This window comes from Imperialibacter sp., assembly GCF_048007035.1.
Taxonomy (GTDB): Bacteria; Bacteroidota; Bacteroidia; order Cytophagales; family Cyclobacteriaceae; genus Imperialibacter.
Map to the genome: position 1 here is coordinate 6377066 of NZ_CP180355.1, position 23436 is coordinate 6400501.

Genomic DNA, 23436 nt, shown 5'->3' on the forward strand with positions numbered 1-23436 from the left:
CAATTAAATTGAGAGGATAAACCTAAACCCATGAAACGACTACCTCTCATTTTTCTGGCAGGAATTCTCCTCACCTGCCAGCCCCTCCAAGATCCGGGTTCCTCTGCGCTTACTATTGGCATCCCGAAGGCTGCCGGGTTCTCCCCCACCCGCCTGGCCAGGATCGACACCTCTCTGCAGGAATGGGTAGACAAAGGCTGGATAAATGGTGCCGTTGGCTTGATCGCACGAAATGGCAAAATTGTTTACTATAAGGGCGTTGGCTACGACGATCCGGAAACTAAGGAGGCACTAGAAAGAGAAGGAATTTTCAGAATTGCCTCGCAAACGAAAGCTATCACAAGTGTGGCTGCCATGATGCTGTACGAGGAAGGAAAATTTCTGCTGGATGACCCGGTGGCGAACTACATTTCCTCCTTCAAAAACGCTCAGGTTTTGGATACGTTCAACCCGGAAGACACCACTTACACCACCGTTCCGGCGAACAGGGCGATTACCATACGAGACCTGCTTACTCACACCTCCGGCATAGACTATGCACAAATAGGCAGCCAGGAGGCGCAGGCAATTTACGCTAAAAACAATATTACAGCCGGGTTGGACGTGTATGAGGGAACCCTGGGCGACGCAATGAACAAGCTGGGCAGCCTGCCTCTTGTACATCAACCAGGCGAGCGATGGACATATGGGCTCAATACTGATTTAGTAGGCCGCCTTGTGGAGGTCTGGTCCGGGATGACATTGGAAGAATTCTTCAACGCCCGCATTTTTAAACCACTGGGGATGGAAGACACCTATTTCAATATCCCGCAAGCGAAGGCTGACCGTTTGGTGAACTTCTTTTTGGAGGACTCCACCGGTTTGAAAAAATGTGAAAAAGCCCTCGGTGGTGATATGAACTTCCCCCTTCGGAAAAAAAGCTATTTCTCCGGTGGTGGTGGATTGTCGTCCACCATTTACGACTATGCTATTTTTCTTCAGATGCTACTGAATGGCGGAGAGTATGATGGAGTGCGCCTGCTGTCACGTAACACTGTTCGGATGATGACCATGAACCAAATTGGTGACCTGACGTTTGGTGTCAACAAATTCGGATTAGGATTCGAGGTTGTTTCAGCAGCAGGAAGTGGCAAATTCCCCTCCAATGAGGGCACCTACAGTTGGGGTGGTGCCTTCTCTACCAGCTATTGGGTTGACCCCAAAGAAAAAATGGTGATCCTTTTCTATCAGCAAATGTGGGGTTCTCATACCAACACTACCGGCAACACATTTAAAGTGCTGGCTTACCAGGCACTGGTTGATTGAGTATGTCTGGAAAAGCAGATTAGTTATAAAATCAACTACGGCTACTCCGAAGGCTTAAAGAAGATGAAGATTTGGATAATGAGCCCGATGACAATAAGCGCTCCTATTTCAAGCTTTGCTATGAGGTTGCTATTTTCGATCGCCCGATTTGAGTAGTGTATTTGCCTTTTTCCCTCTGCCAACTGCACCTCTGACAAAACGTCGAGGTTACTGCCGATCCTCGTAAAATAGGTTTCCGCCTTCTCAATAGCAGCCACCTGTTCTGAAGGAGACTTGCCGTACAATTGCTTTTCAACCTGAAGCAGCTTGTCCAGATTATTCTCAAGCGACTCAAAATACTGTGCCTCCTTTGGAGTAAGCTCCGTAGCGGCATATTTCGCCACCAGGGTCTGAATGGAGTCATTGGCTTTTTGATTCGCTTTGGCCATTTGCTCGTGGTCGCTGGTGTATAGCAGCTTGTTCTTGAGATGTATTTGACGGGAAATTTTATAGATATAGTCTTTGGCAACAAGTCGGTCGTCCAAAACAGTCTCCAGCGACTGCTGTACGATGTCGAAATGATTGTTGTCCATGATGTTCGTGGCCAGCACGAGCAAAAACACGACCAGCGAAGCCGCAGCAATCTTGATCTTTTGAAAATGGGTCAGTTTACGCATCATATTGGGTCAGTTTCTCACAGTCACTACGGGAACTTCCACCGGGGGTTGACATTGTTTGACGAGCTCCAAAGTTTATCCTTTGAATGGTGTTGCAGGGCTGCCCGCCCCTGCTTTGTTCAACTAAATATAGATAGAAAACCTTCCGGGCCAGGCGGCACGTCTATATTCGCTAAGTAGAATCAGCAACCATCTCCTACTTTACATACACGGTCTTCACGTTTACAAACTCCATCATGCCGTTTTTGGCCAACTCACGGCCATACCCAGAACTTTTAGTTCCGCCGAAGGGCAATCGTGGATCCGACTTCACCAACTCGTTGACAAAATAAGCACCGTCGCTGATGTCGGCTGCAAAACTGAGCGCTTTGTCAATATTCGTCGAGCATACCGTAGTCCCCAACCCAAATTTCGATTGTTCGGCCAAAGCCAGGGCATGCTTTTCATCTTTGGCTTTGATCATTGGTGCCAGCGGTCCAAATGTTTCCTCGTCAAAGGCAGGCATGCCTGGAGTAACATTCGTTAGAATGGTAGGCTCATGAAAGCATTCGTTTTGCTTTCCACCGAGCAAGAGCTTCGCCCCAGCTTTGATCGACTCCTGCACCTGCCGCTGAAGCTGATCTGCCAAATCCTTACGAGCCAGCGTGCCTATCTGAGTGGCATCATCCATGGTATCTCCAGCCTTCAGCTTTCCAACTGCCTCGACATACTTTGCGACAAACTCATCGAAAACACCTTCGACGATGATAAAGCGCTTGGCGGCAATGCAGCTCTGCCCGCAATTCATCATTCTTGCCGTGAGTGCTGTCTGAATCGTTTTATCCATATCGGCATCCTCCAGTACGATAAAGGCGTTGCTTCCTCCCAGCTCAAGTACTGCCTTCTTCAAATACTTTCCAGCTGTTTGAGCCACCGCCTTACCTGCACCTTCGCTCCCGGTAAGCGTAACAGCCTTCACCACATCACGGGCGATAACTGCTTCTATTTTCGTATGATGAATGATGAGATTTTGGAACACTCCCTCAGGAAAACCGGCTTTTTGAAATACTCCAGCTATTTGTTCAGCGCAGCCAAAGACATTGGGGGCATGTTTGAGCAAGGCAACGTTGCCGGCCGTAAGAGAAGGTGCAGCGAACCGGAAGACCTGCCAGAAAGGGAAATTCCAGGGCATGATGGAAAGGATGCATCCCATGGGGTCGTGTCGTACAAAGCTTTTTTGTGCTTCCGTCTTTATCACTTCGTCAGCCAGGAAGTCAGCAGCATTTTCAGCGTAGTAGTCGCATACCCAGGCACATTTGTTCACTTCTCCTCTTGACTCAGAAATTGGCTTGCCCATTTCCTGAGTAATCATTTTAGCATACTCCTCTACATTTTCACGAAGTACAGCGCCAGCTTTCGCCATTAAGCGGGCTCGTTCGGCAACAGGCACTTTTCTCCAACTATGGAAAGCCCTTTGGGCTTTTTCAATCATCAAGTCGACTTCCGCCGCCGTTTGCTCTTTATATGTTCCTATTAACTTTCCGTTGTAAGGATTAATGCTCTTGAATTCCATTTTCAAATCTTTAGGTGATAAAAATAATTATACTTTCCGCTCCCCTTCACCGTGGAACCACTGAGAGTGTATGCTCTCCATCTTAAATCTGTACAATTGTTGCTTGGGGAAGCAAATGATGTGGCCTGTACTTTCTGCTTCCCTAAAATTAGTCAAAAATATTCCTTGATTTCAAAAATGCGTCAGCGTATCGATCCTAAACCTCATTCGAAGCCTGGTAGCAGGTTATTCAAAAAATAAAGCACCAAGCTCGTCGTAAAATATGGGCATAAAACTGGGATATATCAATAAATTAGACTATATTGTGAATTCCGTGACCAATCTCCCTTGAGTTCTTTTGGGAGTAAAGTTTCGCATTTCCACGGAGCCATAGCATCTTTTAAGATAAGAAAATGACCCTTAGCCGGGGCTCGGGAGACTCTGCCTTGGCCCTACCTACGCCCCGTTTTTTGGGCACTTTGAAGCGGTTTGCACTTACCTGAAAACAATAAATAATTATAATTAATATATGAGTACTGAGACTTATCAGAGAGCAAAAGAGCTGAGTTTTGAGAAAACCCAGGAGTTGATCAAAAGAAGAAAAGCTGTCGTCGCCAATGGAGTAAGCATTTTTGTGCCCTCTTCAGCAGCGGAGGCACACGGGGCCACCATCGTTGATGCCAATGGAAACGAGTTGATCGATTTTGCTGGAGGAATTGGGGTAACGAACGCCGGTCATTGCCCGCCACCAGTGGTGAAGGCGATTCAGCAACAGGCAGAAAGGCTTATCCATGCCTGCTTTAATATTTCCACCTATGAGCCCTACCTTGAATTAAGCGAAAAACTGGTCTCACTTTTCCCTCACGGTGACAACACGAAGGTGATGCTCACCAACACCGGTGCTGAATCGGTAGAAAATGCGATCAAGATTGCCAGGCAAGCTACCAAACGATCTGCCATACTGTGCTTTCAGGAAGCGTTTCACGGACGCACTATGATGGCCATGACGCTGACCTCCAAAATCAACTACAAGCTGAATTGCGGTCCATTTGCGCCCGAAGTATACCGTTTGCCCTTTCCTAATTTTTATCATGACGGGATTGGCTTGACTGAGGAAGACTTCGTTGAACAAGAGCTACTAAAGCTTTATGATTCCACCCATACGCTTGTTGATCCTGAAAGTGTGGCCGCTATTATTATCGAGCTGGTGCAGGGCGAAGGAGGCTTTAATATAGCTCCGAAAGGCTATGTAGAGGGCTTACGTGCATTCTGCGATGAATATGGTATCATGCTCATATTCGACGAAGTGCAGAGTGGTTTTGGGCGGACTGGAAAATGGGGCGCTTACGAGCACTACGATGTTACGCCTGACATTTCCACCTGGGCAAAATCAATGGGGTCTGGCATGCCCATCGGAGCAGTGATTGGCAAACAGGAAGTGATGGACGCTGCCGCCGTAGGAACAATCGGAGGCACGTATTTGGGCAATCCGGTTTGCTGCGCCGCCGCCATTGCCACCATCAAGTACATGGAAGAGATCAATTTGAACCAGAAAGCCGATGAAGTGGCTAAAATTGTGAATGATCGCTTTTTGAAGCTAAAAGCAAAGTGCCCGGCTATCGGCGATGTCAGAGGACTTGGTGCCATGCAGGCGATTGAGTTCGTAGAAAACGGAGACCCCAATCAGCCGGATGCTGATACCGCTGCCGACCTCACCAAGGCATGCCTGAAAAGAGGCCTCATTCTATTGACGGCTGGCACAAACAAAAATGTAGTGCGTGTACTCAGCCCGCTTGTCATTTCCCATGAGCAGCTTAACAAAGGACTAGACATTATTGAAGAAGAACTACTAAAAATAACCAATTAAATATGACGCCATTCTCAATAGCAGGCATACAAATGCATGTTTCAGCAAGCTATAGCAATATTCCTGTGATGAAACATAAAATTGAAGTAATGATGTCAGTCTACCCCTGGGTAGAGATGGTCGTGTTCAGCGAGCTGGCCCCGTTTGGCCCACTTACCTACCATGCGCAGGAGTTTCCTAACGACTCCGAAAAGGAGTTTTGTGAAATAGCTAAAAAACACGGCATTTGGCTTGTGCCAGGCACCATGTTTCAGAAAAAGGAGGACAAAATATTCAACACGGCCAGCGTGATCAATCCTCAGGGAGAAGTGGTGGGAAGGTACAATAAAATGTTTCCTTTCTACCCTTATGAGGTGGGTGTAACCGGCGGCGATGAGTTCCTGATTTTTGACGTGCCAAAAGTAGGACGCTTCGGCCTTACCATTTGCTACGACATGTGGTTTCCCGAAACCTCACGCACCCTTGCAGTCAACGGCGTGGAAGTAATCCTCCACCCTACACTAACGGCCACTATTGACCGTGATATCGAACTGGCCATTGTGCAGGCGACAGCAGCGACCAACCAGTGCTTCATTTTCGACATCAACGGCCTGGGCGACGGCGGAACAGGCCGTTCGATCATATGCGGGCCGGATGGACGTGTATTGCATCAGGCAAGTACAGGTGAAGAGCTCATTCCAATCGAAATAGATATGGAGAGAGTAAAAAGAAGCAGGGAAATGGGTGTGCTTAGGCTGGGTCAGCCCCTGAAAAGCTTTCGTGATCGAAACGTCAGCTTTGATATTTACAAAGACGGAGCAAAAGCACCCTACCTAAGTACGCTAGGCCAACTCAACAAGCCCACCAGGCTGGCCGAAATTAAAGAGGCGCTTGAAACCGATATCCCCATTCAGGAGGCGCCTACCGTGTTACAGTCCTGGATGAATAAACTCAAACCTTAAAACCAAAAACTATTCAATATGAAGACAGCAGTGAGACATGTGAAGAAAGAAAAGCCTTTGAACTTAAAGCACTATATCAATTGGTTTGAGATACCTGCCTATAGCTTTGAGAGAGCGGTTGGTTTTTATAGCCACATTTACGGTATAAAAATGGACAGTACCGAAGCAAATGGCTATTCAATGGCTTTCTTTCCCGCCAAAGGTGGTATAGGAGGAGCTGTGGTAGTCGGTGAGGGTTGCGTGCCCAATACAACTGGCCCCCTTCTCTACCTCAATGGTGGCAAAGACCTTAATGTCGTACTTTCCAAAGTAGAAGAAGCAGGTGGAAGGGTGATAATGGCTAAAACTTTGATCAATGAGGCCGTCGGACATTTTGCCTTATTCATGGATACGGAAGGAAACAGGCTGGCGCTGCACTCGAAGGCCTGACCTACGCCCACCTAATTGCCACCGTTCGTTGTTCCACTAAAAACAAACCCTATGAAAGTCGTGAATATGCCCCAAGAAAAGTCCATTTCCAGTGCTGGTCACTATTACAACACCGGCCAGTTGCGGACAGAACTCTGGACCGAATTAAAGGAAAGGGTATACAGCCTTGCTAGAAAGCGCAACAGAGGTGAGTTGGACAACGACAAAGCCGGGATCATCAAATCGATCAAAGAACTTCGTGAGATCGAACAGTACTTTGCGTTCCCGGGTAACAATACGTTGAATGTGCTGGTAGATTTTTTAAAGAAAGATGAGCTCCAGATTCTGAAAAACTCAGTAAAGGAGGTTTTGAGGTTATTGGTAAGTGAAGACTATCGCCACAACCCCGAGACGTTTTCACTGGGCACTCTTCTAAAAGAAAAGGAGAACAAGCAGGGAAATTCGCAGAAATCAAAGAAGAAGTACTTCGAAGTTCTGGTGGTCGACAACCTATCTTCCAAAGAGGAACATTCTATCTCGAAGAAGCTTGACGATGTACGTGATGAAAAGGATGTGTTTGTCTACCAGCTGGTTTTTGTCAAATCATTTCAGGATACGTTGATAGCCCTGGTGGCCAATCCAAATATTCAGGCTTGCGTCATCCGTTACGAAATCCCCTATAGGTCGAAGAACACCAACGGGATCCTAAAACCCTTCTTAGCCAGCTTGTTTACAGAGAACTATGAAGAACATCACGACTACGACCTGGGCATACTTTTGGGACAGGCCATCCGAAATCTGCGACCTGAGCTCGACATCTACTACGTAACGGACAATGCCGTCAACAATTTGCCAGACGCTGCACTGAAGACGTTTCAACGCATATTCTATCGAAGTGAGGATACTCAGGAGCTGCATTTGAGCATCATCAGGGGTATCAAAGACCGGTACAAAACGCCCTTCTACACGGCACTGAAAGAATACAGTCAAAAACCAACCGGTGTTTTTCATGCGATGCCCATCTCCCGTGGCAACTCGATATTCAAATCGAACTGGATAGATGACTTCGGCGATTTCTATGGCAGAAATTTGTTCCTGGCAGAAACCTCTTCCACAACGGGAGGTCTTGACTCTCTGCTGCAACCCACCGGCCCACTGAAAGAGGCACAGGAGCTTGCCAGTAAAGCCTTTGGCTCAAAACGGACCTATTTTGCCACCAATGGAACATCTACCTCGAATAAGATCGTCCTTCAGGCTCTGATAGAGCCGGGCGATGTGGTGCTTATCGACAGAGATTGCCACAAGTCGCATCACTATGGCATGGTGCTGGCCGGCGCCTACGTCACCTATTTAGACTCCTACCCACTTCAGCGATACTCCATGTATGGCGCAGTACCACTCTTTGAGATCACCGAACGCCTCCATACGCTTAAAAAAGCGGGGCGGCTAGACAATGTGAAGATGCTTTTGCTCACTAATTGTACGTTCGACGGGCTTGTGTATAACGTGGAACGGGTAATGGAGCAGGTGCTGGCAATAAAACCTGACATGATTTTCCTATGGGACGAGGCCTGGTTTGGCTTTGCTGCCTTCACTCCCACTTACAGGCAAAGAACGGCCATGTATGTAGCCAACAAGCTATGCAAAAAGTATAAAACAGCGGCTTACAAAGAGCAGTACAAGCAACACCTGGCCGACCTTAAAAAGAAAGGTGGTGACCAAACACCGACGATGCCTAACCCCGAACTAGTCAAGATCAGGGTATATTCCACGCAATCCACCCACAAGACACTATCGTCTTTTCGTCAGGGATCAATGATCCATATCTATGATGAGGAATTTGAGCGCAAGGCAGAAACCTCGTTTCACGAGGCCTACATGACGCACACCTCCACCTCGGCCAACTACCAGATACTTGCTTCTTTAGATGTGGGTAGAAGGCAGGTAAGCTTTGAAGGATATGAGCTGGTGGAAAAAAGCATTGAGATGGCCATGCTGCTTCGGGCAAAAATCAGTGACCACCCGAAACTCAAAAAGTACTTCAAGATCCTGACAGTTAAAGACATAATACCCGATCAATACCGCCAGTCGGGGCTGTCGGAGTACTACAACACCGAAAAAGGCTGGCAAAGGCTTGAAACCGCCTGGGCAGAGGATGATTTTGTGCTTGACCCAACAAAAATCAATATGCACATTGGCGCTACCGGTGTGGATGGTGACACTTTCAAGAACAAGTACCTGATGGATCAATTCCATATTCAGATCAATAAAACCTCCAGGAACTCCGTTTTATTTATGACCAATATCGGTACCACCAGAAGTTCGGTGAGCTACCTGATAAGTGCTTTGGTGAAGATAGCGGAGCAAATCGACGTTCAGTTTGACTCGCTGAATCCGGAAGAAAACCGAATTCTTCAGGATAAAATCTACTCACTCACTGAGCAGGCGCCGCCGCTCCCCGACTTCAGCTATTTCCACGATTCGTTCAGGGCTGTAGCCGGCATACCGGGAGGTAAAATGAGGGAGGCTTACTTCCTGGCCTATAAGGAAGAAAAATGCGAATACGTCAAGCTATCATCGTGCAAGGACTTGATGCAGCAGGGACGTCAGTTGGTTTCATCTGCCTTTATTATCCCCTATCCGCCAGGATTCCCGGTACTCGTACCCGGACAGGTAATGACAGTAGAGATACTTGATTTTCTCCAGGCACTTGATGTAAAGGAAATCCATGGGTACCGGTCAGATTTGGGGCTGCGCATATTTACCGAGGCGGCGCTCAACCGACACCAGTCGGGCAGCTCACTGATGGGTGCCTCGGCAGCTATGAGCGGCATGGTTGGTATGGGAGGTAATGGTAGAGTCAAAAAAGCCGTACCAGCGAAAAAGTAACGATGAACAGTTCTTCAACAATTGACCGGGCGGCACTGAGCAAAGGAATTGGCCGGGCAGGCTTCTTCTGCCTTGCCTTTGGTGCTATGATAGGCGTTGGCTGGGTAACGGCCATGGGGCCCTGGCTGCAAACAGCGGGCCCAATGGGTGCGGCGATAGCCTTTGCGATTGGCGGACTACTCATGCTGTTTATTGGTTTTTGCTATGCCGAGGTAACGGCCATGTTGCCAGTTTCAGGGGGTGAGGTGGCCTATGCCTACAAGGCGTTTGGCACCTCCAAGTCATTTTTAGTAGGTTGGTTCCTGTCGTTTGGCTATTTGTCAGTTTCAGCTTTTGAGGCTATTTCAGTCGGGAAAATTCTCAGCTACCTCTTTCCTGCCATCGACCAATGGCCGCTTTATGCCATCAATGGGGAAACTATTTTTGGTAGCCACCTCCTATTGGCTTTCCTTTTTGTTGCCCTCATCACCTGGATCAACTACGTCGGCGTTCAAAACTCCATCCGGTTTCAGGTTTATCTAACGGTCGTTTTTCTCCTCATCGTCCTCGCAGTCGGAGTAATAGGCTTTTGGGAGGGGCAGGTGAGCAACCTTCAACCCTTGTTTGCTAAAGGTGCTGACAAAACAGTCATTGGTGGCATCATTGCTGTATTTGCCACAGTGCCTTTTTGGCTGGTGGGTTTTGACACTATACCGCAGGGAGCAGAAGAAGCAAAAGACAGTGTGAACCCAAGGATGATAGGTATCCTCATACTCGTATCTATTGTTGCGGCCGTGCTGTTTTACATTTTGCTCATCTTCAGCACTTCCATGGTCACCGACTGGTCTTCGATAGTGGGGTCGGACTTATTTACTGCCGAAGCGTTTGAATCAGCTTTTCAATCCAAATTTTTAGTAAACAGCATTTTGATAGCGATTCTCATTGGCTCGCTTACCAGTTGGAACGGCTTTTTCCTGGCTGGATCCAGAGTGCTTTTTGCTATGGGACGAGGTAAGATCATTGCGCCACCTCTGGGAAGGTCACATCAAAAGTATAAGACGCCCTACAACGCTGTGCTGTTCAGCGGCGCCATCACCTTCATCTCTGCATTACTTGGCCGTGGTGCCATGATTGCCTTTGTTGATGTGGGGTCACTTTGCATCGCTGCTGCCTTTTTGGGAGTGTCGTTTTCTTACCTCAGGTTGAAAAAAGCATTTCCTGATCAGCCGAGGCCTTACCTTGCTCCTGGCGGTAAACTAACCGGCTATATAGCGATCGGCGGATCCATATTGATACTACTGGCAATCACCCTTCCTGCAAGTCCCGCCGCATTGAAGTGGCCGCTGGAATGGGCCATATTACTGGCTCTTTCGATGCTGGGTACAGTTTTCTGGCTAATGTCAAAACCGAGCAGAGAAAAAACCACTCGTGAAGAACGAGACTATTTAATACTGGAGAGGTTTAAATAACCCTTTCCTCCTTAACCGAACGAAAAAACAAAACACAAATAACCATGAAGAAAGAAACAGGAACAGTAGCCGTCAAAAAAGCTACACCCAAGGCAGCAAAATCAAAAAGCCCAAGCGTACTTAATGGCATATCTGACATCCGACGGTTCTTTTATCGCAATGAAACGCCCATCTACTTCATAAGTGCCACCAACTTCAACCTGCTGGGCGCCGATGAATGGGTAAAAGGCTTTAAGTTCATTTGCTACATCGAGTGCTTCGATGGCTTGCACCCAAGTGTCTTTTCTCCAAAAGAAGAAATGCCCCACGAAGAATTCCAGAGCATAGAAGATATCAACAACTACCTGCTGGAACACAAAGAGGTAGTTGACTATATCAAATCACGTGGCGACAAGGGCAAAGCTTTGTTTCTGATGTTTGATGAAAACACGGAAAAACTGTCAAGGCAACTTGGCCTGGAAGTCTGCTTCCCGCCTGCCAAAATGAGGACTTTCATGGACAATAAGGTGAACACCAATCGGATTGCTGAGAAAGCTGGCGTTCCCTGTGTTCCTTACATTTTGTCGAATGTAAAAAGCTATGAGCACATGACTTCAATCAGCAAGAAAAAGCTCGGAACCGACCTCGTCGTCCAAACTCCTTTTGGCGACTCTGGCCACACCACCTTCTTCATTTCAAATGAGCAGGAATGGGAGAAGTACGAAGAAGAAATTGTAAAAGAAAAGGAAGTGAAGATCATGAAGCGGATCAATTGCCGTGGGTCGGCCATTGAGGCTTGCGTAACACAGCATGGCACCATTGTAGCCCCACTGATGACTGAACTGGTAGGCTTCAAGGAACTTACGCCCTACAAAGGCGGCTGGTGCGGCAACGAGATATTTGCCGATGCCTTCACCCCTGCCATCCGAAGAAAAGCAAAGAAATATACTGAGCAGTTTGGCTACCAACTACGGAAAGAGGGGTACAAAGGCTATTTTGAGCTCGACTTCCTTATCGATCAGGATGACCAGCAACTGTATCTGGGTGAATTGAATCCACGGATCACAGGAGCAAGTTCCATTACTAACCACGCCGTTTTTGCCTTGTCTGATATGCCTCTATTTATGTTTCACTTGCTGGAATGGATGAATCAGCCGTACAAAATAAGTGTCAATGCTATCAACAGGCGTTGGTTCAATCCGGAAAACATAGACTCATGGGGCCAGTTGGTAATAAAATACACAGACAAGAAGATTCAGGTGATCACAGAGGCACCCCGTTCGGGGATTTACAAAATGAACGACGATGGGACGATCAAGTTTTCGAGGATGGACACCCACCGAAGGGCTGTTGAAACAGAAAACGAAGCCTTCTTTCTTCGCATTAGTCGAAACGACGATTACTTTTACGAAGGAGCTGACATGGGTATCCTGGTAATGAGGGGGCGGCTGATGACCGACGATTTCAAACTCCGACCACGGGCGGAAAAATGGATCAAAGCCATCAAAAGCATGTACAAGGCAGTGGACTATGTACCCACGCCAGCCAAACCACAAGCCGCTGAAATTGGCGGATTCAAAATGATGTAAACTATGCCGCTATCGTTCAACTGCCTTCAGGAAGAAAAACCCGGAGAAAAGTGGAAGGCTTTGTTTGATAGAACCTGGCCTCACTATAAAACCTGGTTTCTCTCTGAAGGCTACCTGGCCAGAAAGGGCTACCTCACTTCGGCGAGCCAGCTGGCCTATCATATGCCGGAGCTAGTGCCAGTGTATCAACAGCTAATGGGGCTGGCTGGTGACGGCGACCTTGAGGGCAGGTTCCTGTCTATGTACTGCCCTCCTGCTTATATGACGGCTTGCTCGCAGGTGGCCTGGTCTCGTGACAATGACATTTCGTTGATCCGCAACTACGACTACACTTTCAAGATGTACGAAGGCACGATGCTGTACACCAACTGGTTGCAACCGGTGATGGGCGTTAGCGACTGCACCTGGGGCCTGCTGGATGGAATGAACGCCTCGGGCCTTGCCGCTTCCCTCACTTTCGGCGGGCGACGGGTAACTGGTGAAGGCTTCGGCATTCCGCTCGTGCTGCGTTATGTACTTGAGGTGGCTAAAAATGTGGATGATGCCGTGAAAATCCTGTCACGGGTACCTGTTCACATGGCCTACAACGTGACTGTTGTGGATAAGTCGGGTCTGTATGCCACTGTGTACCTTTCGCCCGACAGAGCGCCGGTGGTATTACACATCCCCGTTGCTACCAATCACCAGTTAGAAGTAGAGTGGACCGACTATGCTTCTCTCACTGGCACCATCGAGCGGAAGAAGCTGCTGGGGGAGCTGGTTGCCTCGCAGGTTGAAACAGAGGCGTCCGTCCTCGCCAAATTTATGCAGCCGCCTTTGTACAACACTAACTTCGACAAATCGTTTGGCACGCTTTACACCATCATGTACAAGGTGCAAAGCGGCGAATTGGAGGTGCATTGGCCTGGCGTGAGCAAAAGGCAGTCTTTCGGCAATTTCAGGGAAGAACGTGTAGAGCCTTTTTCATTTCAAGTCGATATTGAGGGCCACTAGTTGGATCGGCAAATCGACTCTATTTTAAACCTCTACATGCTTTTCTAAATTGTTAGGCTAATAATGTTGATCAGGCCTGCAATTATGCCACTTAGCATCACATAGAAAAAATTGTGCCATCTCGAGGGCTCATCCTCCTCACTATAGCCAGCATTTACCCGCTTGATATGCCTCCTAATGATGATGAAATAAGAAACCCCGTCTCCTAAGAGACCGGGGTTAATCTGAGTTTAGTCAATTGTTGTGGTATGCCTCTGCTTTAAAGTTTAATGAGCTTCAATACTTGCCCGTCGCTTCTTAGTAAATAAATTCCTGGTTTCAATCCGGAAAAGTCAAGTCTTTCCCCCACCCTGTCTACCGACTGCAACCTGCCTTCCAGGTCATATATGGCGATATTTTTATTAGTTAAATTCTTAATGGTCAGGTAATCAGCTACCGGGTTCGGATAGACACTCAGCAATGCTTCAGCCTCGACACCCAAAGGGTTCGATTCTGTCAGAGTGAAAATAGCTGCCTGCTCACCAGCATAGTTTGTTTCATCAATCGTTACTTTCACCTCATAAGTCCCTGCGACGATTGGGGCATCCGCCAACCCATCATAAGTGATTGTGAAGTTCAGGTTGGACGGTGTTGTGGTAACCACTGGTTCTTTGGCTGATCCATCTGCCTCCTGCTCCAAATCTGCTATGGTAATATCTGCCTGAGCCTTATTGATGACAAGTAGTGCACCTTGATAGTTAAAGACATAGTTACCCGAAACTGCGCCCTCAACGGATATGCTGTAACTCCCCGCATTACTATCTTGAATTGCTTCCGTACTCACGGCGGGAGCTGTGGTCAATGCAGACTCATCTTCACCTGTCACAAAGCCAGTAATGGTATAAGTCAATTCCGGCATCGGTTGACCATAGACAATCTGCTTGTCTTCGGCCAATACGTCAAGGGTTTTAGGGAGCACCCCGAAAGTCTGGCTTACTGAAGCTGCAGGCTCGTAAGTATCGTCTCCACCCTGGCTTGCTTCGATGGTGACGGCTCCTATCCCGGTAAACTTCACTTCTCCATCTGATATTACGGCTCCTCCGCTGAGCATTTCATAGTTGACAGTAAGACCACTGGACGAGGTAGCTGATAGCTGGATTGTATTTCCGTAGGTCTGATCTTCGATGGAAGCAAAAGTGATGGTTTGAGGCACTTTGAGGCTCTCCTCATTCACGAAAAAGCTTTGACTAACAGGCTCGGCAGCATTGAAATTGCCATTACCAGGCTGTGAAGCTGTTACGGTAAAGGTTCCTGCTGAGTGGAAGGTCAACATGTTGTCATTGATTGCACCATCGCCATCATCCAGCGTATAGACAACAGACAACTGTGAAGAAACTGTCGCAAGCAGTGAAAGAGACCCGACGGAAAAATTCTGATCTTCTATGGCATCGAAGGTGATGGTCTGGCTCGCCTTATTGATAGTAAATGTTTGTTCAACATCAGCCGCAGGATGATAATTGCCATTTCCAGATTGAGAAGCAGTGATAATAGCACTACCCACTCCCACTATCGTCACACTGCTACCAGAGATAGTAGCCACAGACTCGTCTGAGCTGCTGTAGCTAACACCCAATCCCGACGTGGCAATGGCTGCCAGGTCAAAATCAGCATCTCCATAGGTTTTCTCCTCTAATGCGTCAAAAGTGATCGATTGGCTCGCCTGACTGACAGTAAGGGTTTGCTCAACATCAGCCGCAGGATGATAATTGTCATTACCAGATTGAGAGGCAGTGATAGTAGCACTACCCACTGCCACAATCGTCACTGTGCTCCCGGAAATAGTGGCCACAGACTCGTTGGAGCTACTGTAGCTCACATCGAGCCCTGAGGTTGTAATAGCTGCCAGGTAAAAATCAGCATCTCCGTAAGTTTTCTCTTCTAATGCTTCAAAAGTGATCAATTGGCTCGCCTTATTGACAATAAGGGTTTGTTCGACATCAGTCGCAGGATGGTAATTGTCATTACCAGATTGAGAGGCGGTAATGGTCGTAGTACCTACCCCTATTATCGTCACACTGCTCCCTGAGACAGTGGCTACAGACTCATCGGAGCTATTGTAACTAACGTCCAGCCCAGAGGTTGCAATAGCTGCCAGGACAAAATCAGCGTCTCCGTAAGTTTTCTCCTCTAATGCTTCAAAAGTGACCGACTGAGCTATTTTGGAGCTCGGAACCGTGAAATCTATCGAGATAACATCGTCTTGCAAGTTTTCATCATCATCAGCTGCCAACAAAACCACTTTATAGGAAGACTCCTCTGTGAGAGCAATAGTAAAAGTGAGATCATTGTTTCCGTCTGCTAAAGCTTTGCTTCCCTGAATGATAGCATTGGTCACTGAACCGGTAGATAATTCGTTGGTTGTTGGCAGCGGATCGCTCGCACCGATCACTGCATAGTGCAAAGACCCAGTCTCATTAACATCTATCAGCAGGTCAAAGCCTTCGTTAGAAATGTTGGTCATCTGAGGAGTAGTCGCAAAGGTAGGGGCCGTCAGATCTACCGTAGAAAAGGTTGTTGAAAATGTGCTTTCACTAATGTTAGGGGTTTCATTCTCATCTACGGCAACAAAATAGATTTCATACTCCTGATCAGCCAACAGTCTGGTCACCTCAAATTGATAGGCCTGATCCGCTATGGTAACATCTACTGATCCTGAGTGTGTTGAGACCTCCCCCGCTTCTGTTTGACCGTTCGATACCTGAGTGGGTGATGGTGATGTTACAATCTCAGTGTCGACTACCCAATGGAATGAGCCTGGCTCGTCCAATGAAAAACTCAAGGTTGCAATGGTCTCATCAACACTTTCCAATGTAAGAGACTGCGGAGAAATAACTGGTGCCTTCAGGTCGCTGGTGGTTGCATTTAGCATCTCCGGAGCACCGCTCTCGTTGTCAAAATCATCCCAGGCCACCACATAAAAATCGTATTCCACCTGGGAGGTAAGCCCGGAAACCCCTAAAGCGGTCGTTTGATTTTTATTCACCGTTACCGAGTTGGCGCTGATCGCCGTTGCACCACTGCTGTTTTGGCCGTTCTGTACCTGCGCAAACGACGGAGCACCTTCTCCGGCAAGTTGAGCAATGGCGTAGACTGTTCCCGCCTCATTTATCTTCACATCAATTTCTACGTCAGACTCATCAACAGCTGCGATTGACGGATAACCCGCACCAAATTGAGGCGCTATATCGTCAATGGTAGTGAAATCCAATTTGGTGGCCGCAGTTTGCAAGTTTTCAGCTGCATCTTCAGCCACCAGCCACACATCATAGGCTGTTGCCTCGCTTAGCCCAGTCAGGACAAAGCTACCCTCACCAGCAGATACAGAACCCTCATCAACTGCTCCGTAATTGCTCCCAGCCTTCAAATTGGCGGGGAATTTGGTAGCACCACTGCTTGCGAACACAGCATAATACACTGTTCCGCTCTCCTCATTGAGATCAATTTCCACCTCAGCTGACAGGGAATTGATGGTACCCATTGCCGGATAACCTGACTCCCATTCAGGTTTTGAATAGTCCCCGGTTTCAACTGACAATTGATGAACAGCAGTGCTCAGTGCATAGCTTTCATCAGAAATTGTCAAAAATATCTCATAGGAGGTTAGTTCTTCCAGCCCCAAGATCTGGGCCGAATTATATTCATCATTGGCGGTCAAAGAATAGGCCGATCCGCTTTTAAACGCTGGTGCACCCGAGGCATCCTTTCCGTTTTCGATTTGTGCAGGTGTGGGCTCGTCTGCACCTTCGGCAGTAACCACGTAGTATACATTGCCATTCTGGGTTAACTCTAATAAAAGGCGATATACGCCATTCAGGTAGTATTCAAATTGCGGGTATCCTTCAGTAAAAGTAATGGTCACACCTTCAGAAACGGTCAATGTGCGGGTCACGTTAGGTGCAGGCTCATAAGTACCGTTTCCGGCTTGCGAGGCGACGATGTCTGCCGTGCCCACTCCAACAATAGTAACAGTATTGTCATCGATTGTTGCAACAGAAGTATTCAAGCTTTCATACTCAACATCCAAACCTGAGCTTCCCGTAGCATCCAGCTCAAACGGCAGATCGTCAGTGGTTTTTTCAGGTATAGGGTCAAATGATATGGTTTGCGAAAGCTTGTTGATGGTCAGTGTCTGATTCACCGGGTCAGCAGCGTTGTAATAATCATTCCCCGTTTGTATAGCTGTGATTGTCACTGTTCCCGCTCCGACTATTTCAATAAGACTGCCAGATACCCTTGCCACCCCTTCATCGTCACTTTCTAGTGAGGGAGTTAGACCAGAAGAAATATCCAGGTATTCACCCCATAGAAAATCATCATCTGTCACCAGTTTATCCGGAAATTCATCAAGTGTGAGGGTCTGGTCTGTTTTCAGAATTGTAAGTGTCTGACTGACCGGGTTGGCGGCATTCCAATTATCATCCCCGGCCAAGGTAGCAGTGATCTCCACAGCGCCTGGCTTTTTAAGTACAACAGCCCCCAGGGATGAAACCGAAACGTACGCATTATCTACTTCAGTCCACGAAATATTTCTTCCACTTTTGGTAGAGGCCAGATCATCTAAATCGAAGTTTTCCGCATTCCATAATACATCACCCAATTCTCCAAAAGTAATCTCATCGTTGCCTTTATTGATGGTAAAAGTTTGCTGAACAGGATTTGATTCATTCCACTCGAAATTACCAGCTTGTGTCGCTGTGATGGTTACTGTGCCTGCATAGAGTGGAGTAATCATTCCATTATCGATGTCGAGTATATCGTGTGGCTCGACATCATAGGCAACATCCAAACCAGACGAAGCCATTGCCCCAAGCGCTACAGGGTCGTCCCCCATTTGCATGTCAGCCGGTTGGTCAAATGCGATCGTTTGATCTTTCGTTACGGTAACTTCTTTTGATATCGCAGAGGTTTGATCTCCGGTACATGGATTGACAATCTTCACAGAAACATTTCCACTTGCAGCTCCTTCATTGATTCTTGTCTTGATCAGAGTGCCCTGGTAGTCAATGATATCCCAGCCTTCAGGCACTTCCCACTGAAAGTATGAAAGCAGTTCCTGATCGCCTGTTTTACGAATATCTGTTTCTGGGTTCACAATTAAGAATGATGCAATCTCACCCTCTCCCACTACATCATTCCCGTCATTGATTGCAACGGTGGCCAGGTAGGTATCCAGGGCTTCCATATCATAGCAATTGCAAGGTTGAAGGGCCAGCTGATACGCTGGGTATGACCGGTTCTCATCAGCATCCTCTGCATAACCGCCGAACAATTGCAAACCAGCATGAATGGATGTTGTGATATCTATATAATCGTTTGCGTTTCCCGAAGAACTGCTGTTAAACTCCTCCCAGTCACCCCGAAACACTCCACAGCTACCGATGTAGAACTCCTGGTCAATCCCGTATTCCACCACGTCAGCAATGGTCTTGTCCCAGGTAAACCGAAAAACGGGAGCAGCTCCGTTCATACCAATTATTTCTGGCTGTGGCAAACCTGGAGCAGGCACCCTGAAAGTAACCTGTATCTCGTCAGTAAATGAGCACCCATTGGCATTAGTAACGGTAACAGAAATCGTTTTCACCTCACGATACCCTGAGACTTCGATAGATTTCACCCCTGTTTGCCCTGTGCTCCATTCTATAGTTTCCCAGTTGGCCTCATTGGCCGGGCTCGAGCCTATTGACAGCGTAACAGTCTCCAGTTCTGTATTCATATTAGAGCCAAGGTCGATGCCAATGGGGCCATTGCATAAGGCAAATAGCTTAATCTGACTGCCAGGAGAGCTCGCAAAAATGAAATTGCCATCCGAATCGGCAAGGGCTTTATCAAGTGTTTCGCCATCGGTTGAGCTATGGTACCATTTATCTGAAACACCATAAAAATCAAACTCTAAGGCACCAAAATACCGGGTATTGTTTTCAACGATAGATCCAAGCACGTAATTCCCGGATGAAAGAAAATTGCCAATAGTTTGCGGATCATCTAACTCATACTCAAGGCTATAAGAACCTCCGGAAAAATTATACTCCCTCCTGACTACATTCTGATCAAAATCGCCGGTCACCAATACATCACCACTGGATCTTGAAAAGTCGCCAACGAAGCCTGTCTCTCCGGTAAATACAGCTTTTGTTACATTACTTGAAGACCTTTCATAAAGATCAACGGTTCCATTGTCTAGTTCAAACTTAAAATACCTATAACTACTAAACTGCTTATAAGTAATGTTCTCAATGGATTCAGTTACTACGATCGACCCCGATTCTAAAAAAGAATCGGAAACCCCGAAATTGTATGGAATAGACAATGCAGCTATCTCAGACGTTCCTTTTTGAAACTGAACAGTAATTGTACTTCCTGTATCAATGGCAAATGCGACGTCATCCTCGTCACTCTCATAATTTTTAGCATACTCATGCACCAGGCCATCCGACAACCTGTATAGCCTTAGTAGCAATCCTTTACCTGAAGTCTGGCTTCTACTGGCTGTAAAATAAACCTTGTTCTGGCTTTCATAGAAGGCTACTTTCTGGGGTATGTATCCCAATGAACCAATGCTTTCGTAGCTATTGACAACAGTCCCTGCGGAGGAATACTTTCTCAATAAAAAACCATTCGGGTCAGTATTGCCAGCGTTCTCAGGGCTAATACTAAACAGTGCATAGATGTTTCCATCATCGTCAACATCAATATCGACCCCGTAGTCATTCGTTTCGGAATCATACCCGTAAGATTTCGACCATTGAAACACACCGCTCTTGCTGTATTTGAGGACCAGACCATCGAACCTTGGTCCGTCGGATTGCCTCTGATTGGCTAGAATGATCACATTGTCATCAGCGTCATGTATCATCTTTACAATCTCCGCCGGTCCGGTAGCGGAAAACGTTGTTTCCCAGCTCTCTACAAAGTTTTGGGCCGAAAGGATGTGAGTGAAAATTAAAAGTGCAGCAGACAGAAAAAATTTCATAGGTCGTTTTTTGTCTATGAAATTGCCAGCTGACTACTTCAAATGATAGTGGGATTTAGTGAAGGAAAGGAAATTTTTAGTCGAAGGCGGGATTTTTGAAGGCGTCAGAGTAGGGAAAGTGACTCCATGAACTGTTTGCGGTAGGATTTCCCAATCATGACCTGATGGCCTTTCAGGTACACATAGTTCTCGGAGATGCTGTCCACCGCATCGAAATTGATCAGGTAAGAACGGTGTATCCTCAGGAAACCCAATGGTTCTAACTTTTCCGAAATACTTTTCAGTGTGTGGCTGATCATGTATTTCTCTTTTTCAGTGTACAAAGTTGAATAATTGTCATACGCTTCCACGTACACAATATCTGAAGCGGAGACGGAAACGATCTCCTGATCCTTTTTGACAAAAAATTTCTCGTTGGCAACCGGCTTACTTTTGGCTGGCTTTCTGCCACGAGCTATGGCGATTTCCAGATTCACGATAAGGTCTCGCTCATTGAAAGGCTTGACAATATAGCCAGAAGGATTCACCAGTTTGGCCCGATCCAGCGTCTTTTGGTCATAGAAAGAGGTCAGAAAAACGATGGGCATGGACAATTGGGCAGCCAGGGCAATTCCATCGACAGGCCCTTCTATCTGAATATCCAAAAGAGCAACATCAGGATGACAAGTCTTGCAAACCTCCAGCGCATCGCTTGCCTCATCTACAATGCCGACAACCTCATAGCCGTGAGCTTCCAGCGTTTCGGCAATATCATCAGCAATAAGGGGTTCATCTTCAACTACCAGTACAGAAGCTTTTTTCATACCACCAATTTATAACGTGACAAGTACAGGTTCACCTCGGTTCCACCATCATTCCGGATATCAATCTCAGCCTTAATTTTACGACTCAGCGACCGAATCATCTTCCATCCAAAAGAGTTGGACTGCTCCAGAGTGGCCGAATCCATTCCTTTGCCATTGTCCTTAACCGTCACGTTCAGCTTCTCGTCTGCTTCCCACATTTTGATGCTTATTCGCCCGCCCGGCTGGTCAAATGCGTACTTAAGACTGTTAGAAATCAGCTCATTGAGAATCAGCCCCAGGGGGATCACCGAGTCGATATCGAGCTTCAATCCGTTAGTTTCTATCTCCACATCAATTTCATTTCTCCCAAAAGCTGTGAGAAGTTCACTCGTCAGGTTTTCAAGATATGTGTCAATGCTAACTCCCCGTATATCGTCCGCACTGTACAATTTTTGATGGATCAACGCCATAGACCTGACCCTATTTTGGCCTTCCATCACCGCATCCACTGCCGCTTCATCTTTCAAGCTGCCTGCCTGAAGCTTTAGCAAACTAGAAATCACCTGCAGGTTGTTCTTAACCCTATGATGGATCTCTTTGAGCAGAATTTCTCTTTCGTCTAACGCCTCCGATATCTGGTGATTCTTCTGCTTCAGCACTTTGGAAGTCCTTTGTTTCTCTCTGTACCTGTACCCGGCAAAACCCGCCAGAATAAGGAAAATGATGGCCACCAAAATCAAGATATTCCGCTGATTAATCGACTTCGCCAGCACCAGGTCAGTGGTCTTTTTTTCAAGCTCAAGCCCGGTAATTTTGAGTTCCTGCTGTTCGGATTGATATTTCCGCTCCAGCTCTGTTATCTGCTCCTGCACAGATTGAGATAAGTATTTGTCCTTGACTTGCACAAAAGACTCTAAAAGCGCCAGTGCCTCGGCATGACTGCCCCTGGCCTTTTTCAACTCATACGACAGCTGGTAGTACGCCATTTGCTTTTCCAAAAAGGCTTCGGAGTGCATGTATACGTTCATTTTGCCCAGATATGATTCGGCAAGGTCATAATTACCTTGATCCCGATACAATTTGGCCAGGTTGTAATACAACTCCATTCTGAATTCCGAATCGCCAGGATATCCCACAAATTTTTCAGCCGCCTTGTAAGCCCCTAGAGCTGCACCGGCATTGCCCACGCCCTGTTGAGACAGGGCTATATTTAACCAGGCTCCGGCTATTTCGCTGGTATCCTGTAGTATGAGCGCAATTTTTAACGTTTCCTGTGAATACAAGAGCGCCGTATCAAATCTTGTTGTGGAAACATACAGGCTCGACAAATTGAAGTAGGCGTTCAAAATGCCAACTGTATCTTTCAATTGCTTCTTGATCCCCAGCGATTTAGCGTATGCCTCGGCGGCCTGATCATATTTGCCTGATCTTTTGTAAACCTGACCAAGATTATTCAGGCTATAGGATAAATATTTTTTTTCGTCTAAACTTTCAAAGATCGGGCGAGCTATCTCGTAATAGAAGGCAGCTGAGTCAAGGAAGCCTCTGTAAAACAAATTCACTCCAATATTCAAGTAGGACTTCCCCATCCCCAAGCTGTCGTCGTTGGCAAGACTTACGTTGAGCGATTTACGATAATAGACGAGAGCCGAATCAAATTCATTCAAAAACCCATAGGCCAACCCCTGCTTGATGAGAGCTTCCCTTACAGCTTTTGGGTCGTCAACTTCCTGGGCAATCGCCAATAATTTGGAGGCATAGGTAAAAGCCGAATCCGCCCGCACGCCCAACCATTTTTGAAATTTCGCTTCGTATGCCGTAGCGTCAGTCTGGCCTTTTGCGCAGAAATGAAAGAAGAAGAAGATAATAGCCGCTGCGAGGCCCCAAACTTTGCTCTTGACCATGAATCATTTCCAGTATATCGCTAAGATAACCGTCATGAGCTATTAACCGAAGAAATGTCTTCAATATGCAGGTCATCTTATGGTCGGCGGTTTAAGCGTGCTACTTACGGCGTTGAAACACCAATCTAATGC

Annotated in this window: 13 protein-coding genes; 8 read left to right on the plus strand and 5 right to left on the minus strand. The window is 47.0% G+C overall.

Going from position 1 to position 23436, the window contains the following annotated elements:
• The first annotated feature begins 30 nt into the window (after positions 1–30).
• Positions 31–1305, plus strand: a complete 1275-nt coding sequence (locus ACMVP2_RS27030) for a serine hydrolase domain-containing protein (protein WP_416865923.1) — start codon at positions 31–33, stop codon at positions 1303–1305.
• A gap of 41 nt (positions 1306–1346) precedes the next feature.
• Here ACMVP2_RS27030 and ACMVP2_RS27035 read toward each other — a convergent pair whose 3' ends face one another.
• Together ACMVP2_RS27035 and ACMVP2_RS27040 are read right to left on the minus strand one after the other, a co-directional pair.
• Entirely contained in the window at positions 1347–1964 is a 618-nt protein-coding gene (locus tag ACMVP2_RS27035) for an MCP four helix bundle domain-containing protein (RefSeq protein WP_339789352.1), read from the minus strand.
• 193 nt (positions 1965–2157) lie between these two features.
• Positions 2158–3513, minus strand: a complete 1356-nt coding sequence (locus ACMVP2_RS27040) for an NAD-dependent succinate-semialdehyde dehydrogenase (protein ID WP_416865924.1) — start codon at positions 3511–3513, stop codon at positions 2158–2160.
• 508 nt (positions 3514–4021) lie between these two features.
• Here ACMVP2_RS27040 and ACMVP2_RS27045 point away from each other — a divergent pair.
• Genes ACMVP2_RS27045 through ACMVP2_RS27075 form a run of 7 tightly spaced genes read left to right on the plus strand, consistent with a single transcriptional unit; the run spans position 4022 to position 13606 of the window.
• Positions 4022–5359: an aspartate aminotransferase family protein gene (locus ACMVP2_RS27045; protein WP_416865925.1), complete on the plus strand. Its 1338-nt coding sequence runs from the start codon at positions 4022–4024 to the stop codon at positions 5357–5359.
• Positions 5360–5361: 2 nt separating this feature from the next.
• Positions 5362–6300, plus strand: a complete 939-nt coding sequence (locus ACMVP2_RS27050; protein ID WP_416865926.1) for a carbon-nitrogen hydrolase family protein — start codon at positions 5362–5364, stop codon at positions 6298–6300.
• A gap of 18 nt (positions 6301–6318) precedes the next feature.
• Positions 6319–6729 (plus strand): VOC family protein, encoded by a 411-nt coding sequence (locus ACMVP2_RS27055; RefSeq protein WP_416865927.1) that lies wholly within the window; start codon positions 6319–6321, stop codon positions 6727–6729.
• 51 nt (positions 6730–6780) lie between these two features.
• A complete protein-coding gene (locus ACMVP2_RS27060) occupies positions 6781–9597 on the plus strand; it encodes an aminotransferase class I/II-fold pyridoxal phosphate-dependent enzyme (RefSeq protein ID WP_416865928.1) in 2817 nt (938 codons plus the stop codon).
• Positions 9598–9599: 2 nt separating this feature from the next.
• Positions 9600–11045 carry an APC family permease gene (locus ACMVP2_RS27065; protein ID WP_416865929.1) on the plus strand — a complete coding sequence of 482 codons (1446 nt, stop codon included), beginning with the start codon at positions 9600–9602 and terminating at the stop codon, positions 11043–11045.
• Between the two features lie 44 nt (positions 11046–11089).
• Complete coding sequence (locus ACMVP2_RS27070) at positions 11090–12613, plus strand: biotin carboxylase (RefSeq protein ID WP_416865930.1); 1524 nt, start codon at positions 11090–11092, stop codon at positions 12611–12613.
• 3 nt (positions 12614–12616) lie between these two features.
• Positions 12617–13606: a C45 family autoproteolytic acyltransferase/hydolase gene (locus ACMVP2_RS27075; RefSeq protein ID WP_416865931.1), complete on the plus strand. Its 990-nt coding sequence runs from the start codon at positions 12617–12619 to the stop codon at positions 13604–13606.
• A 259-nt stretch (positions 13607–13865) separates the two neighbouring features.
• Here ACMVP2_RS27075 and ACMVP2_RS27080 read toward each other — a convergent pair whose 3' ends face one another.
• The 3 genes from ACMVP2_RS27080 to ACMVP2_RS27090 all read right to left on the minus strand — a co-directional run bounded on the left by ACMVP2_RS27080 (position 13866) and on the right by ACMVP2_RS27090 (position 23304).
• Complete coding sequence (locus tag ACMVP2_RS27080; RefSeq protein WP_416865932.1) at positions 13866–20615, minus strand: MBG domain-containing protein; 6750 nt, start codon at positions 20613–20615, stop codon at positions 13866–13868.
• A gap of 104 nt (positions 20616–20719) precedes the next feature.
• Entirely contained in the window at positions 20720–21418 is a 699-nt protein-coding gene (locus ACMVP2_RS27085) for a LytR/AlgR family response regulator transcription factor (protein ID WP_416865933.1), read from the minus strand.
• Positions 21415–23304: a histidine kinase dimerization/phosphoacceptor domain -containing protein gene (locus ACMVP2_RS27090; protein WP_416865934.1), complete on the minus strand. Its 1890-nt coding sequence runs from the start codon at positions 23302–23304 to the stop codon at positions 21415–21417. The genes ACMVP2_RS27085 and ACMVP2_RS27090 overlap by 4 nt, the downstream gene beginning before the upstream one ends.
• Between the last annotated feature and the right edge of the window lie 132 nt (positions 23305–23436).